The sequence below is a fragment of the Burkholderia pyrrocinia genome (assembly GCF_022809715.1).
Taxonomy (GTDB): domain Bacteria; phylum Pseudomonadota; class Gammaproteobacteria; order Burkholderiales; family Burkholderiaceae; genus Burkholderia; species Burkholderia pyrrocinia_C.
Genome location: NZ_CP094459.1, coordinates 1,664,214 through 1,678,413, shown reverse-complemented (window position 1 = coordinate 1,678,413; position 14,200 = coordinate 1,664,214). Strand labels below are relative to the sequence as shown.

14 protein-coding genes and 1 pseudogene are annotated in these 14,200 nt (G+C 60.1%); 8 read left to right on the top strand and 7 right to left on the bottom strand.

Annotation, left to right across the window (positions count from 1 at the left end; all coding sequences use genetic code 11):
• The first annotated feature begins 52 nt into the window (after positions 1 to 52).
• The 6 genes from MRS60_RS07815 to MRS60_RS07790 all read left to right on the top strand — a co-directional run bounded on the left by MRS60_RS07815 (position 53) and on the right by MRS60_RS07790 (position 6,693).
• Positions 53 to 475: a TIGR03757 family integrating conjugative element protein gene (locus MRS60_RS07815; protein ID WP_243565527.1), complete on the top strand. Its 423-nt coding sequence runs from the start codon at positions 53 to 55 to the stop codon at positions 473 to 475.
• Entirely contained in the window at positions 472 to 1,404 is a 933-nt protein-coding gene (locus tag MRS60_RS07810; protein ID WP_243565526.1) for a TIGR03756 family integrating conjugative element protein, read from the top strand. The genes MRS60_RS07815 and MRS60_RS07810 overlap by 4 nt, the downstream gene beginning before the upstream one ends.
• Positions 1,405 to 1,488: 84 nt before the next feature.
• Complete coding sequence (locus MRS60_RS07805) at positions 1,489 to 2,811, top strand: integrating conjugative element protein (RefSeq protein ID WP_432207834.1); 1,323 nt, start codon at positions 1,489 to 1,491, stop codon at positions 2,809 to 2,811.
• Positions 2,812 to 3,525: 714 nt separating this feature from the next.
• Positions 3,526 to 4,317, top strand: a complete 792-nt coding sequence (locus MRS60_RS07800; protein WP_243565525.1) for a HEPN domain-containing protein — start codon at positions 3,526 to 3,528, stop codon at positions 4,315 to 4,317.
• 355 nt (positions 4,318 to 4,672) lie between these two features.
• Complete coding sequence (locus tag MRS60_RS07795) at positions 4,673 to 5,092, top strand: hypothetical protein (protein WP_243565524.1); 420 nt, start codon at positions 4,673 to 4,675, stop codon at positions 5,090 to 5,092.
• Between the two features lie 14 nt (positions 5,093 to 5,106).
• Positions 5,107 to 6,693, top strand: coding sequence for a conjugal transfer protein TraG N-terminal domain-containing protein (locus tag MRS60_RS07790; protein WP_243565523.1), 1,587 nt, complete (start codon positions 5,107 to 5,109; stop codon positions 6,691 to 6,693).
• Between the two features lie 6 nt (positions 6,694 to 6,699).
• On the opposite strand, the gene MRS60_RS07785 is transcribed toward MRS60_RS07790, so the two are convergent.
• From MRS60_RS07785 to MRS60_RS07770, 4 genes are all read right to left on the bottom strand, one after another.
• Complete coding sequence (locus MRS60_RS07785; RefSeq protein ID WP_243565522.1) at positions 6,700 to 7,116, bottom strand: DUF3742 family protein; 417 nt, start codon at positions 7,114 to 7,116, stop codon at positions 6,700 to 6,702.
• 78 nt (positions 7,117 to 7,194) lie between these two features.
• The gene (locus MRS60_RS07780; protein ID WP_243565521.1) at positions 7,195 to 8,127 is read right to left on the bottom strand and encodes a hypothetical protein; all 933 of its coding nucleotides are present in this window, start codon (positions 8,125 to 8,127) and stop codon (positions 7,195 to 7,197) included.
• Between the two features lie 322 nt (positions 8,128 to 8,449).
• Positions 8,450 to 8,893: a hypothetical protein gene (locus MRS60_RS07775; protein ID WP_243565520.1), complete on the bottom strand. Its 444-nt coding sequence runs from the start codon at positions 8,891 to 8,893 to the stop codon at positions 8,450 to 8,452.
• Positions 8,894 to 9,576: 683 nt separating this feature from the next.
• The gene (locus tag MRS60_RS07770; protein WP_243565519.1) at positions 9,577 to 11,064 is read right to left on the bottom strand and encodes a hypothetical protein; all 1,488 of its coding nucleotides are present in this window, start codon (positions 11,062 to 11,064) and stop codon (positions 9,577 to 9,579) included.
• A gap of 631 nt (positions 11,065 to 11,695) precedes the next feature.
• Here MRS60_RS07770 and MRS60_RS35135 point away from each other — a divergent pair.
• A pseudogene (locus tag MRS60_RS35135) lies at positions 11,696 to 11,980 on the top strand (JAB domain-containing protein); the annotation flags it as partial.
• Here the strand turns inward: MRS60_RS35135 and MRS60_RS07760 are convergent.
• Positions 11,977 to 12,168: a hypothetical protein gene (locus tag MRS60_RS07760; RefSeq protein WP_243565630.1), complete on the bottom strand. Its 192-nt coding sequence runs from the start codon at positions 12,166 to 12,168 to the stop codon at positions 11,977 to 11,979. The pseudogene MRS60_RS35135 and the gene MRS60_RS07760 sit on opposite strands and share 4 nt — an antisense overlap.
• Before the next feature lie 44 nt (positions 12,169 to 12,212).
• Complete coding sequence (locus tag MRS60_RS07755) at positions 12,213 to 12,470, bottom strand: PAAR domain-containing protein (RefSeq protein WP_243565517.1); 258 nt, start codon at positions 12,468 to 12,470, stop codon at positions 12,213 to 12,215.
• A gap of 74 nt (positions 12,471 to 12,544) precedes the next feature.
• Here MRS60_RS07755 and MRS60_RS07750 point away from each other — a divergent pair, with 74 nt between their 5' ends.
• The gene (locus tag MRS60_RS07750; RefSeq protein ID WP_243565516.1) at positions 12,545 to 13,438 is read left to right on the top strand and encodes a transposase; all 894 of its coding nucleotides are present in this window, start codon (positions 12,545 to 12,547) and stop codon (positions 13,436 to 13,438) included.
• A 14-nt stretch (positions 13,439 to 13,452) separates the two neighbouring features.
• On the opposite strand, the gene MRS60_RS07745 is transcribed toward MRS60_RS07750, so the two are convergent.
• Entirely contained in the window at positions 13,453 to 14,106 is a 654-nt protein-coding gene (locus MRS60_RS07745; protein ID WP_243565515.1) for a DUF6708 domain-containing protein, read from the bottom strand.
• Positions 14,107 to 14,200 lie beyond the last annotated feature (94 nt).

The window sequence follows — 14,200 nt, the reverse complement described above, 5'->3', positions numbered from 1 at the left end:
AAGGTCCCGCGCGCTGCACTAGAGGAACCACGATCCTCCGGTGTGCCGCGTCATGCTACGACGTACTTCCCGCTACTTACCTATCGCCGCGCCGGTGGCGGTTGCTCTCTTGCTGTCGCCGGCATTCGCGTCCGCCCAGGTCTGGGTGATCACCGATCGCCAGCACCCCGTACAGGGAAAGCCCGATCGCCTGATCGAGCTCGACGCCCCGCCCCGCATCGAACAGGAACTGACCGCCGGGCTGCCCCGTGATTCCAGCCAAGCGGCGGCGCTCGTACAACGCCGACTCAATCAAGGGGGTAACGCACTCCAGCAACGTCTCGGCAACGCCTACCAGGGCGTCGCGGATGCCTGGAGTCTCGGCGTACAGAAGATTCCAGCCGTGGTGGTCGACAAGCGCTATGTCGTCTACGGCGAGACAGACGTCGCGCGTGCGGTAGCGCGCATTGCCCAACACCGGGAGCGCCGGCCATGATTCGCTCTCGCCGCTGGCGGCGTGGCCTCGCCGCCGTCCTTCTCGCTGCCTCGGGCACTGCCTATGCCCTGAACACGGCCACCATCGCGGCCTCGGCGTTATCGCCAGATTGCCTGGCCTGGCGCGTGGTCGGCATCTGCTACTGGCTGTCCTGCGGCTTCAACGCTTGCACCGTACGCACCTCGGTCAAGGTCCGCCATTACGTGCCGGACACGGTCGTCTCCAGCTACAGCAACACCGGTCAGAACCCGTGGGTAGAAGTGCGACCGATGAGCCTGCCCAATCCCACGGCCGTTAGCGGCGGCGACGGCACGACCAGCGAGCGCAGCGAGAACAACCTCGCCAAGTTCAAGAATGCGGATGTGATCGGGCATCCCGCCGGCGTGCTGTTCAGTAAATTCGCCGGCCAATCCGGCTACACCTGCCCAGGGGCCGGCAAACCACTGATGCCCTATCTGCTGAGCACGCTCGATACCCTCGCTTGGCGTTACAACGTGCCCGAGCTCGTCTACCCGGAGTCGTTGATTCCGGGCATGCGCGAAGTAGGTGGCCGGCTCACGACCAACTTGTGGGGCAACGTCTATCCACGCGGTGGACATCTGCATCAGGTCGATGACCACCTGACCGCCGCGGTCATCGCGCAGCGTGCCGGGGACGTCGTTACGCGCTATGGCCAGCCGCACGTCTACCAGCCGCTGCTCGCCACGCCCAGCGAAGGCTACTGGCCCGCGGGTGCATTGCGCGAGAGCGATGCCTCCACCGGCAAGTGGCAGGAGCTGACACCCAAGCTCTCGACCTCATGCGCCGTGTTTCCCAGCCACGGATTCCACGCGCAGGCTCAACGTGGCGATTACGCCTGGGCCCTGTGGCGTCCATACAGCTGCTGCAAGCGGCGCGGGCAGAAGTTTCTGGGCAGTACCGACTTCTAGGAGGCCACGCGCATGACGATCATCCTCACACTTCCACGCCGTACCCTCCTGTCCGCCCTGCTTCTCAGCGGCACGCTGCTGGCCATGACCGCCTCCGCCCAGGTGACGCTCGGAAACGGTAGCGTCAATGCTACCGGCAACGTGATCGGCGACGATGTGCTGTACAGCATCGGCAGTGGCCGCGCGGTCTCGATGACACCGGCCGGCAACATGCAGAGCCTCGGCGTCGGCATCGGCTGGAACAGCAACCTCATTTGCGGCGACATGAGCATCACCACCACGCTGCAGAACCAGCTCAACGGCCTCACCAACGGCTTCCAGAGCATCATGTCGAGCGTGATCCAGAGCGCCACCAGCGCCGTGGCATCGCTGCCGGCGCTGATCATCCAGCGCGCCGATCCGGGGCTGTACAACCTGCTGACCAATGGCATCCTCCAGGCCCGCCTCGACTTCGATCGCTCCAAGACGACGTGCCGCGCCATCGCCGACCGCATGGCCGACATGGCTGGCAATCAGCTCGGATGGAGTCGCATGGCCGAGGGGATGGCGCTCAAGGACGTGGTGCGCTCGGGCAACAACGACGCCGTCAGCGCCGTCGAGAAAGCGGAGAAAAGCCGGGGCAATAGCGGCGTCCCCTGGATCGGGGGCAGCAACGCCGGCGGCAGCGGGCAGGCGCCGATCCGCGTGGTCGGCGACGTCACCCGCGCCGGCTACAACCTGCTCAACGGCCGCAACGCCACGGCCAGCAGCAACATCGACAGCAACAGTTGCGGTAGCCGGCTGACCTGCCAAACCTGGTCCTCGCCACAGGCGGCCGCCACGTGGGCCACCCGCGTGCTGGGCGAGCGCGAGCAGCGCACCTGCGAGACGTGCTCGAAGGTACAAACGACACCAGGTGTCGGGCTCACGCCGCTGATCCAGGAAGAGTACGACACCAAGCTCAAGGCGCTGCGTGAGCTGGTAGCCGGTGGCAAGCCGATGACCGTCGCCAACCTGGCGACAGCGGGCAGCGCCTCCCTTCCGGTCACCCGCGGCGTCATCGAAGCGCTGCGCGACGAGCCGGACCAGGATCTGCTGGGCCAGCGTCTCGCCTCCGAAGTCGCGCTCACCAGCGTGCTCGAGAAGGCCCTGCTGCTGCAGCGCACGCTGTTCGCCGGCAAGAAAGAACCCAACGTGGCCGCCAACGAGCTGGCGACGCAGGCCGTCGATCAGGAAAGCACCGCGCTGAACCAGGAGATCGTCAATCTGAAGACCGAGCTCGAACTACGCCGGGAACTGGCGGGCAATTCGCCGATGATGATCATCCAGCGCCACGGCGCACGTGCCGCGGGCTCGCGCGGCGTGTACGAAGGCGATCCCGTGCGTGACCGCGTGCAGGAGATTCAGAAACCCGCCAGCAGCAAATAGCGAACACAACTGAAGGATCACCGCGCTCGCTTTCTGAAGGCACCGTACCGACAGTTAATCCTGGTGTGCCACACACCAGGACTTTCTTTTGGTTCCTCGCGGATTTCCGGGAACCCAAGACGGCCAGTCGATATTCTGGCCACATCAAGCCGCTCGACCACCTGCCCGGAATCGTCGACAATCATGGTTACAGCTTTGATGGGAAGCTTGACTACTACCTCAAGCAACCGAAAAGCCCCACCCTCCCCCAGAAGGTAGAGGTACTACCCGAGCGGGTCGTCAACCATACGTTTGCTATACAACACAATGAACTTCAAGGAACTAATCAAAGCGACAATAAGTTGCGTCGATTTCGGCACCAGGGAGCAAGCACTAACATCCGTGAAAGCGTGGTTTGGAGAGAAGCACACTCTGTATGTGACTGACGGTGAAAATTACATTCGATATCTAGAGGAGATTTACGACGCAGACAAGACGATCGCCAAGAGATTCAGCCGAGATACGATTTACACTTTTGTAAATAAACGCGTTGCTGAAATTAAACTATCAGGCGAAGAATTCAAACAAGAATCGAAAGAATTTTTTGAATCCTTCCACTGCATATAACCTAAAACTGTATCCGTCATCGCTCCAATCTCAGGGATCCGTCTAGACGGCGAAATACGGAAATTTGATCTCTCAATTTTTCGATTTGGCTACATCTCCGATCTCCTCATGCCAATCGCCAATCAAGATGGAATGTACGTTTCTGTCGGCATCACCGATATCTACGACAACACCATTGCGATCACAAAGGCTGAGGTCGCGTTCTTAGATTTCGCTCGCTTAGTTGTCTTTCTCTCGGGCAAGCTCGACCGAAGCGTCCGGATAAAAACCGGCCTACCTTTATACGCCGACCTATCGCACGAGCGAATGTACGTTAATACTAGTTCGTATCAGATCTTAGACGAAGCTGGAAACCTGGAATCTTCCAGCGTTACCAACAAGCACCTTGAAAAAATTCCTGTAAACAATGATTTTTTTTGTAAGAACGAGCAATTTGGAAAACTCTGGAGTCTGTATGAGAGGAGGCATGAAGGAAGCAAGCTAACGGACATCGAATCAAGAATTTTAAACTGCGCCCTCGCACTCGGCGAATCATCAATGACGACCGATACGAGAAACTCAATCATCTACACATGCATTTCCCTCGAAACACTGCTATCTTTTGATGAAGGCAGTCTTTTTCAGAAAAGCATCGGCGAAAAGCTCTCCGATTTATTCTCCTTCATCGTCGCAAAGGATATAGACTCTCGATTGCTTGTAAGCAAGTTACTTAAAAATGTTTACAGCATGAGGTCTGCCATTGTTCACGGCGGAGATAAAAAATTATCGAATGAAAACCTCTCAATAAACATGCTTGCGCGCGCCGCCATCAATGAACTAATCAACGACGACAGATTCAATGACATCACCAATATATCGCAACTGAATAATAAGCTGAAGATCGCACAAAATTCCTATTGAGGTCACCCACTAAGCGCACTTCGAAAATCATTGACATATGATCCAATTCCATTGCTCAATATGCACCGAATCGAGGCTTTGAACATTGTGCTCCGCGACAGAGGGAGAAGGCGAGGTCGTAGGCATTGCACTTTGTATAGGCGAAGCTACAAGCTCGTCATTGCGTTGTACTTCGCGGAAGTCCGCATCCCGCTGTCTTGAATGTCCTATCGGGGGGAGCGGACAGCGGCATCCATGAAAAGCCGAGAAGAACCTCTTTCTCCCCCCATCACCGACGCCGGGTACTTCGATTCCTCTCGCAACAATGCGGTATCGAGCGCGTCGCATAGTCGCTCGCCAGCGTTTTCCAGATGCAGTGAACTCCCTCCAGTCGTTCCTTGCGCCGTTCGCGCAATCGGTTCGACGACCCATCGTGCAAGCCCGGGAGTTCAACATGTCCATTCCGCCAAGGCGGTCTGCTATCCCGCATCGCCGCCTGCTGCGCCTCGTCGTGTTGTGGACGGCGCTGCTGCTCCTGGGGGCATTCGCCGCGAACATGATCGGTATCTACCTGGCCGGCGGGGTCATCGCCTGGAGCCGGTGGCTGGAGGAGCACAAGCTGTTTTTCCTCGTATGGCGGCTGTGCCTGTACGCCGCCACCGCTGCCGGCTGGGTCTGGGCGCGTCGTCGGTTGTTGCAACGCGATCCGGAGAGTCGGCAGCGCGTGCAGTTCATGGAACGCTTTGCCTTGCCGCTGGCCGCGCTGATCGAACTTAGCCAATGGCTGGGCCAGTAGTCACGGAGACGGCCATGCGAGGAGCCACCCTCTACACCAACGACTACCTCGAGTACTACCTGACGCTGATTGGCTGGGTGGTGCACAACGGCATCTGGAACACCCTGGTGGCCACCAGCCTGATCGCCGTCCCCTTCCTCGCCGTCGTGATCCAAGAGTGGCTGCGGGCTCGGGGGGAAGGCGCCGACGAGGGCAACAAAGGCATGCTCTCCACCGCCCGCGTCGAGAACCGCATCTGGGTCGCCGTCATGGTGCTGATGTTCGCCGGTCTCCCGGTCATCGACGTCAGCATGGACACCATCAAGTTCGACATGACACGCTCCAAGCAATGCCAGGTGATGCTCGCCGAGCCAGGGGATACGGGGTGGAGTCAGTCGTTTACCACCGTGAACCAACAGAGCGCGCGGGTGCCACTCTGGTGGTTCTTCATGCACACCGTGTCCAAGGCCGTGACCGGCGCCGCGGTCGCGGCGATTCCCTGCGGCACCGATCTGCGGCAGATGCGCATGGACATCGACAGCGCGCGCATCGCCGATCCGGTACTGTCGCAGGAAGTCGCCGACTTCTCCAACGACTGCTATGGCCCGGCGAGGGCCAAGCTATTCATGAGCCGTCCGACGCTCAACGACGCGCAGATGTACGACGTCACCTGGATCGGCTCGCGCCAATTCCTGAACAACCCCGGCTACTACGACACCTATCACTCGCGCACACCGCGTACCGCATGGCCCTACAACGCCACCCGCGACGCCGGGCTCGCCCAAGTGCCCAGTGGTGGTGGCTACCCGACCTGCCAGCAGTGGTGGAACGATGGCGGCAAGGGATTGCGCGCACGCCTGTTGGCGCAGGTCGACTCCGACTTGCTGACCCGCGTCGGCAAATGGGCCAGCTTCATTCCCCGGGAACAAGCGGACGATGCCATCATTCGTGCCATCGCTGCGCCGCGGAAGCAGAACGTCAATAGCGGCCACGCGTACACCGATTACGGCGGTCAGATCGACGCGACCTTGCCAAACGCAGCGGGACGCATCGCTGGCGATGTCGGTCTGGCGGTCGGCTCGCTGGGCTTCTTCCCGGCGATGGATGTGATGCGCCAGGCCTTACCGATGGCGCTGTCGTTCCTGAAGGCCGCGCTGGTCATTTGCATTCCGTTCGTGTTGTTGTTCAGCGCGCTGGATCTCAAGACCACGGTCACCGTCAGTGTGGTGCAGTTTTCGCTCTACTTCGTCGACTTCTGGTATCAACTGGCGCGCTGGGTCGATAGCACCATTCTGGATGCCCTGTACGGCTGGGGGTTCGGCGCCGACCGACCACACACCAACTTCAATCCGCTCCTGGGACTGGACAACGGATTCGGCGACCTGCTCATGAACTTCGTGACGGCCACGATGTTCCTCGTGCTGCCGAGTTTCTGGGTGATGGCGCTCGCGTGGGCGGGTGTGCGTGCGGGGAACTTCGTGCAAGGTCTCGCCGCCGCCACCAGCGATGCCAAATCCGCGGGCGGCAAAGCAGGACAATTCGTGGGAGGGTTTGGAGCGCAGCAGCTTAGCGGTCGTCTCAACGCCAAGCTCAATCCCAAGCAGAAAGGAAAGGACAGCTAGACAAAATCAATGCCTGCCGTCATCCAGATCGTCGACATCCAGCGCGTGATCGTCGTGGGAGTACATCCCCCATCCGGAATGTCCCTCGCGCCACTGGGGCTTCAACGCCTCCTCCTCCTTCCGCATGTAGTCGTGAACTTCAAACGACGGGTTCCATACCGCTTCGTCATTCCTTCCGTTGCCAAGGCTCCCCAGTAGGACGAGGAACAGGACGATAAGCGCGGGGACGACCGAGAGGTACAGCAAACCCAACAGCAATGCGAGACGCACGCCCCACTTCAGCGTGAGCACCAACCATTGGGGCGCACCCGCCGTAGCAAACCTGCACCAGATCACGGATTCCAGGCGCGCGATAGGCTTCAGCCACCGGCCCACCGTTCGGCCGGCGCGCTCGGCGATAGTCATCGTCTTCGTCTCTTGCATGGCTGGAACCTCCTGCTCCCAAGCGCTGGTCACGTCTCCTCGACAGCTCAATCCGCACGACTGGCGGTATGCCTTGGACTACTTTGGAAGATGGCTCTTGTCGCGTGGATTCACGAAGGGGGCCATTACGTTGTGTAGGAGTTCCGAGCTCGGCGGCAGACTGTATCCGCGCGCCGAACGCTTCAATAGGCAAGTCATGTAGTAGTCCGACATGATGTCGCCCTGCTGCTCCATATTGAAGTCACTCAGGCGACTCGTCGGTGTCAGGCTGTACCTGTAGGCCGATTTTCCACGGCTGGTAACAGTCAGCGCATTGCGTTTAACGGCATAGCCCATCTGGTGTTGCCAGACATGCACCATCGCGTGCATGAATAGTTCACGCCCCTGGTCATCAGACGCCGCAAAGTTCTCTCGATAGAAGCCGGTGGAAAAGTACATTTCTCCATTGGGCGTAACTGCCGTGGTGGGGTCTTGCTTACCCATGAACAACCACCAGCCCCCGTGGTGTACCTTGACCTTGGCGTAGTCCACTCCGTCGCCGAACACCGCGCGTGCCATCGCAATTTCTTCTGCGGCAAGGTGGCGTTCACTGCCTTCCGGAACGGCAACTTTGACTCTGGATGTCCCCACTTGGTTGTCGTTGGTCGCCGCGATACCGTTGCCCTGACCGTTGATGTAAAACGTGTCCGTACCCTGGTCACCGCTGAACGCCGACTCACAACACGCTACCTCACCAGCCATGTGTGGCGGCGTGAGTGTGAGAGACAAGAGAGAGGTGGGACGCTGCGTCACGATGCGCTCGGTACACCCTTCTTCGTCGGTGACACCCATTCGCTTGCTGCCATCGCCAAGCAGAATACTGTAAGGCACGTTTGCCGCGGGCTCTCCACTTCTGCTGCCTAGCAACCACAGTTGCTCGTCGAAGATGGAAGGAGCGCCGGCGTTCTCGTCCTGCGGCGGCATTGCCACCGCTTGGCTGGTTCGAGAATCGGGATTTCCACTTCCGCTCATGACATTGCTCCTTACTTTCAGCATCCAATGACCGAAGGCGATTGCATGCCAACGGAAGAAACGAACCACATAAATTGTATGGCTGATCGACCCGTACTGGCCATGCTGTGAGGAGCTACGGCGCAAGCACGCTGTTCAGCGATTCAGTACGAAATCGGTAGCGTGATCGAGCTTGACGGCGAAGAGAACGTACACACCAATCAGCACTACTAACTCTATCGCATAAGGTTACACACCGGCCATTGACGATCCAGCCGGTCACGCTCAAGAACGAGGTTGGGTTGACTTCTGGCGTTTCTCCCAGCAGCACGGGCCTATCCGCTCAGCTTGAAAATGGTGCCTGCCCGCCGCGTGCGGACCGATCCGAGACCGCGCCGAGCACAAGAACGATGCCCTCCGGCAAGAGCCGGCAATCGATGTTGTAGCCTTCGAGCGAGATACCGCGGCCGTCGCGCCAATGCAGGTATCCCAAGACCCCACCCCCGGAGAAATGCACGGTATGCGAAATCGTTTCGTGGATCTGTACGATCTCGTGTCGCACGACCTGACTCACATCGTGAATCTGCAGATGGCGGATGAACGGCAAGTTCGCACTGATATTGCCGGCTTCCGATACCAGGAAGCGTTCGCCGTTCGGTCCTACGCACACGTAGCTGCCATCCGGAAAGTCCATTCGCTTACCGCCGGGGATATCGACCTTGGTACCGTGCGAACCCGTCGCCGGGCGTTGCGGTTTCCCTGTCGACGACTGCTCGTCGTGGTTCATTGTCGCTCCTCCCATCCTGCCGTTTTCACGTGCTCGATCTTCAGCGCTGACTCACGACAGCCAACAAGCCATCACGAAAGCGCCATGCCCCTTGCCGCCGGCCTCAACGCAGCATGTGAAGCGAAGCGCTCGAGGCTCTGCCGTTCGCGCCGCCTTCCGCGGTCGCTCGTGGGGATCACCATGCTTGTAACGCCACGTCGTCGCGTACGCTTCGGAACACCGCCATGGCATGGTCCAACGCATCAACGTGCGTGCCGCAGGCGGTGACGACGCGCCCTCGCGCGAGTTCCTGCACAGCCACATAAAGGCGCTGCCAGCGCGTTCCTGAGCCTCGCTCTGTTGAACATATAGGACTCCGGTTTTATCGCCATCGCTTCCCGGTGCCATAGCCAGCGCGCGCGATAACGTGCGTGATGTCGTTACCCGAGAGGCTCGCGCCCAGCGAGCAGCATGTCTATGAGACACGTCTGATAATGGCGGCGAATCGCCCTTCTTTTCGTAGAGGAACACTGGCAAAAGATGTCTGTGGTTACGACACGAAGCGTTACGGCTTCGCCGGCATTCGCTTCCCCTCACCGACCATCGCGTCGGAAGCAAACCCGACCCCGTTCCTGTGACCATCTCGCGCGCCGCGTCGACCAGCCGTTCAACCGGCATGGTGATCGCCACAAGCGGTCGATGCATCACTCTTCCAAGCGGTCCGCCCTGACGATCGTCGGGCCGATGAACACCAATTTGCGCAGGGTATTCTGCGAACCGTAATGCTGCATCTTGAAAAAGGGACCGCGCCAATGGGTGCTCAGTTCGTTGCCACTGGGGGATGAGGCGCGGCTGACCAACTCCTCATCGAGCAGCGCCGGTCCGACGACAAACCGGTCGTAGAGCTGCGCGATCTCTTCGAGTCGTTCAGCCCGCCTGCGCTTGCCGAGGCCAGTGAAATCCTTCGGCGCATCCGTATAAGCACGATCAGGAATCACGTGGGCAGGACGAGCCTTCAAGTACAGCAGCATCTTGATCGCATAGTCGAGGGCATCCCGCCATTGTTCCTGCTGCTCCTGCAGGTCCTGGTGCTCTTGCGTCACGGCGTCGTTCTGCGCAAAGACGCGGCGCAGCGCTTCACGTATCGTCACCTCGGGTTCGTCCATGGGAAACTCGAGCACACGGAACTCGAGCACCTTGCCTCCGTCTGCTGCATTCCGGTCGGACCACGTCGCGAAACCGATGCCCGTTGGGTTCCGGAAAAACGCGATCGCATGATCAGTGCTCGCGCCGACGGTACCAGCCTTGGGGAGGATACAGAAGGTATCGACTGGCAATGACACCATGCCAATGGGTACATCATCGGCGATACGGGCGGAGTCCAGAAGCGGGTGCAGGGCTTCGCTGGGCTCGTAGAACACGCCCTTGCGCAGTTCAAACGCGTACCAGAGAACGCTTTGCCGGACATCGGCGACCAACTGCTCGACAGGCAGGCCCCGGGTACCGGTGGGCAACATGGTCTGAGTCAAAGCGCTGACATGATCGAGGACTTGCAGGATCGGCGCTTTGGTCAGCAATGTCGTGAGCGTTCGGCCTGTGGCCTGCGCATCCAGTACGTCACACAGTGCCTGCCACGCTGCCAACACGCCCGCCACGCGCCAGCGGACTGGTATCGGTAGACGGCTATACCGCACGTCGAGTGCAAGACGACTGCGATCCAACACGGCAAGCAACAAGCGACGAATGGTCAGGAATTGATGCCGCCGCACCTGTCCCGGTGAGGCTGGCAGCACCCGCAGGGGCTGCCGTCGGCGACGCACGGCATAGTCCGCCACATAGGCGGCGTCGTAGTGGACGCAGATCTCCATGGCGTACGGCAAGTCCGGTCCTTTGTGACCCCAGCAGAATTCGAACCACATGCCATGGGTAAGACGTAGGGAGAGTTGCTCAGCGACCGCTCGCGATCGTAGCCAGTCGACGAGCTTGGGTCGGACCACCGCCCAGATATCCTCGACGAGCTGCAATTTTTCGCCGTCATCCACGGGGCAAAGCTCGCCAGCGGTCACCCACATCGTGGCGCCCGGTACGATGCCAGAGCAGCAGATCCACTTCCCTCCTAATCCAAAGGACAACTCCAGCGCTATGTGCACCAAATCGGCGGTATCTTTGCTGGCGCCATCGCTGACATCCATCCGCGGCCCCTCACTCGGGGCCCCCCGCATCGAAAACGCTTCAGACGTCGGCAATTCAGGTACGTACCGGTACCTATCCATGTCATGACTCCCCCGCAAAACGACTGCGCGCATGAGCGCAAAAGATCGCCCCCCGATCGTGGTCATCGAGATCAACGCATCATGCTAGGGAACGTTGCGTGCGCCTCCAATGAGACGAGTTTGATTTTGTTGCGTGATTTTTCGTACAGATGCGCGGCGCCCCCTACCGACAACACCGCCCCACGCAAGCCGCCCGGATCGCGGCACAACGCAGACCCGGGTGTTTGCCGCAGGCCGACACACGGGCACCGGTGTCGGCGGATGTGGATGGCCAAACGGCCAGGAGGAACGAATGCACGGTTTGAGGCATCCTCCTATACCTAGGAGGATGCCTATGTCAGTTCCAACCATCCGCGCCAAGCGTATCTATGGATCGGCCGCTCGCGTCGAACAGCTCACCGACGATGCGCTCGTCGAGTTGGCCCTCGCTCGGCTGGAAAAACGCTTGTTCCAGCGAGGCGCCTCGCTCGATCACCCGAAAGCGTAGAGCCAATTCTTTCGCCTCAAACTCGCCGGCAAGGAAGAGGAGTGCTTCGCCGCCGCGTATCTCGATGCCCAACTGCGATTCATCTCCTTCGAACAGCTCTTTCGCGGCACCGTCAACGCCACCGCCGTTTTCCTTCGCGTGGTGGTGAAGCAAGCGTTGCGACACAACGCGGTGGCCGTCGTCGTCGCACACAATCACCCCTCCGGCTATGCGCGGCCAAGCCTTACGGACAAGCGGCTAACGCGCCAGCTGCGAAACGCGCTTGCCATCGTCGATGTTCAGCTCGTGGACCACTTAGTGATTGGCAAAGGAGAGCCTTTCTCTTTCGCGGCAGCGGCGCTTCTCTAACGGAGGTCGCGGCGATCATGGGCAAGGAGGTCGGCCCGCGTCGGGTCGATGCCGGGTTCGGGCTGCACGACTTTACCCCGCTCGGCCGCGACGCCGATCGCGAACTCGCCTTCGGGCTGGTCGGTCGATAAGAGATTGGCTACATGCTTCCTGCACTTCGCGAGGCGAAAGCCATCTTCGGTCGACATCGATGACGGCAGCCGCCTGCCGCGACCGCCCTCACCGGCTGCTGTCACTCCACCAGCCATCCGGCCTCGCCTTCGACCAGGGTACCGCCATGGCTGGTGGTGTCGCCCTGGCGCGCCACTGGCTGGCCTTCGATCTCCGAGCCACTCGAGCCGGTTTGAATCTCCGCGCCGCAACTGATGCGGTCGCCCACGCGCGCCACCGCTCGGCCGTTGATGGTGGCGGACTCGGCGCCGCTGACGACGGTACCCTCACCGTGGATGGGACAGCTGTGTCGGTGACCAACGAGTACGACAGGTCGCATATCAAGCTCCTTATGATGTGGACTACTTCTGAATCTCCTCGCGCTTACTAGCGAGCAGGCGAATACCACCGAAGATGCCGATCACCAAGGCCGGTAGCGAGGCCATGGCGAGCTTCATGGTTACGACGGTGATGGCGAGTCCGACGCAACTCAGCACTACAAGAACGCACCAAGAACGGGGGCAGGTTCACTTCCGACGTAACGGCAGGGCGATGGCTGACACGATCCGCACGCCTATGACGACCTCGGTAGCCCGGCCGTGTCGCCACACTGGCTTCATGGCCCGACTTCCTCGACTCGATTTGCCCGGCATTCCTCAGCACGTTGTGCAGCGAGGTAACAATCGCCTCCCCTGCTTTCTCGATGACGCCGACCGGCAGCGTTATCTGCATCTGCTTCGCGACGCGTTGCTGCACACGGGTTGCCGTCTTCATGCCTACGTGCTCATGGACAATCACGTTCACCTCTTGCTTACACCACCCGATATCGGGGTGACCGCGCGACTGATGCAAAAACTTGGGCGCCAGTACGTCGGTCAATTTAACGCTCGGCACCGACGTTCCGGAACGTTGTGGGAAGGTCGATACAAGTCCTGCCTGGTCGACAGCGAAAGCTATGTCCTGCGCTGCTATCGGTACATCGACCTCAATCCTGTCCGCGCTCGCATGACCGACGACGCGGCGGCTTACTCCTGGTCCAGCGCCGCCGCCCACGTAGGACTTCACTACGATCCGTTGCTGACGCCGCATCCTGCCGAAGCGGCCTTGGGCTTCACGACAGCCGAGCGCGGCGCCGCGTATCGAGCGCTCCTGCACGAAGCCCTGTCCGATGATGACGTGCTTGCCATCCGCGCCTATCTTCAACAGCAGCATGCTTTGGGAAACGACGCATTCAAGGCCATGGTCGAAGCCAAGACCCAACGCTTTGCCGGCATTCGTCCCTCTCATCGACCACCTCGTCAGAAGTAAACCTGACCCCGTTCTTAATGGAATCGCGTGCTGAAGCCTGCGTTGCCCGCGGAAGACACGCCCTCCAAGGCTTCCGCGGGCGGCGGTGCGCTGCGCACGTTGAACACGCGGCACACCACGTACCAGCACAGGGCGGAGAACAGGTTGTACGGGAACAGGATCAGCCACATCGGCAACAGCCAATTCTTCTTGCCCTGCCGCTCACCCGGTTCACCGGTGCGCCATGGCGCGTAGTGGCGCCAGGCTTCGGCCGGGGTCAGGCAGATGCGGTGCAGCGGCACGTACCACCAGTTGGGCTCGCCCGGCGGTGGTAGCTGATCAGAGCCCTTCTCCATGAACTGGCAGATGTATTCCCACACCTGGGCGATGTAGCGCGGGTCGGGGTCGTTGGGTGCATTGCTGTCGACCCATAGGACGGTGCGATCCTTCTCATCACCGGGCGTCGGCCGTGGTCCGAAAGCCAATGCGAAATTCGTGCTGAAGGACCGGCCACCGAACTCGTTGCGCACGAATTCGGCGCCTTCGGTTTGTGCCCAGTCGAACGCGATCAGGGTCTTGTTGCGCTGGTAGTAGACCTTGCCCGTCTTGCGGTTGAAGTAGAAGTTGGATAGGCGCTTGATGAAGAAGATGCGATAGCCGGAGATTGCGATCGCAAATAAACCGAACACGATGACGCAAGCCAGAAGTGTCCAGAAAAGTATTCCATACCTTTCTCGCCCAATTAGCACCCAGCACAAATACCAAAACATTGGGATGTTAAGG

Coding starts and splice junctions, on each gene's coding strand:
- MRS60_RS07815 (WP_243565527.1), top strand. CDS start 53: ATGCTACGACGTACTTCCCGCTACTTACCTATCGCCGCGCCGGTGGCG.
- MRS60_RS07810 (WP_243565526.1), top strand. CDS start 472: ATGATTCGCTCTCGCCGCTGGCGGCGTGGCCTCGCCGCCGTCCTTCTC.
- MRS60_RS07805 (WP_432207834.1), top strand. CDS start 1,489: ATGACCGCCTCCGCCCAGGTGACGCTCGGAAACGGTAGCGTCAATGCT.
- MRS60_RS07800 (WP_243565525.1), top strand. CDS start 3,526: ATGCCAATCGCCAATCAAGATGGAATGTACGTTTCTGTCGGCATCACC.
- MRS60_RS07790 (WP_243565523.1), top strand. CDS start 5,107: ATGCGAGGAGCCACCCTCTACACCAACGACTACCTCGAGTACTACCTG.
- MRS60_RS07785 (WP_243565522.1), bottom strand. CDS start 7,116: ATGCAAGAGACGAAGACGATGACTATCGCCGAGCGCGCCGGCCGAACG.
- MRS60_RS07780 (WP_243565521.1), bottom strand. CDS start 8,127: ATGAGCGGAAGTGGAAATCCCGATTCTCGAACCAGCCAAGCGGTGGCA.
- MRS60_RS07775 (WP_243565520.1), bottom strand. CDS start 8,893: ATGAACCACGACGAGCAGTCGTCGACAGGGAAACCGCAACGCCCGGCG.
- MRS60_RS07770 (WP_243565519.1), bottom strand. CDS start 11,064: ATGGATGTCAGCGATGGCGCCAGCAAAGATACCGCCGATTTGGTGCAC.
- MRS60_RS07760 (WP_243565630.1), bottom strand. CDS start 12,168: ATGTCGACCGAAGATGGCTTTCGCCTCGCGAAGTGCAGGAAGCATGTA.
- MRS60_RS07755 (WP_243565517.1), bottom strand. CDS start 12,470: ATGCGACCTGTCGTACTCGTTGGTCACCGACACAGCTGTCCCATCCAC.
- MRS60_RS07750 (WP_243565516.1), top strand. CDS start 12,545: ATGCCGATCACCAAGGCCGGTAGCGAGGCCATGGCGAGCTTCATGGTT.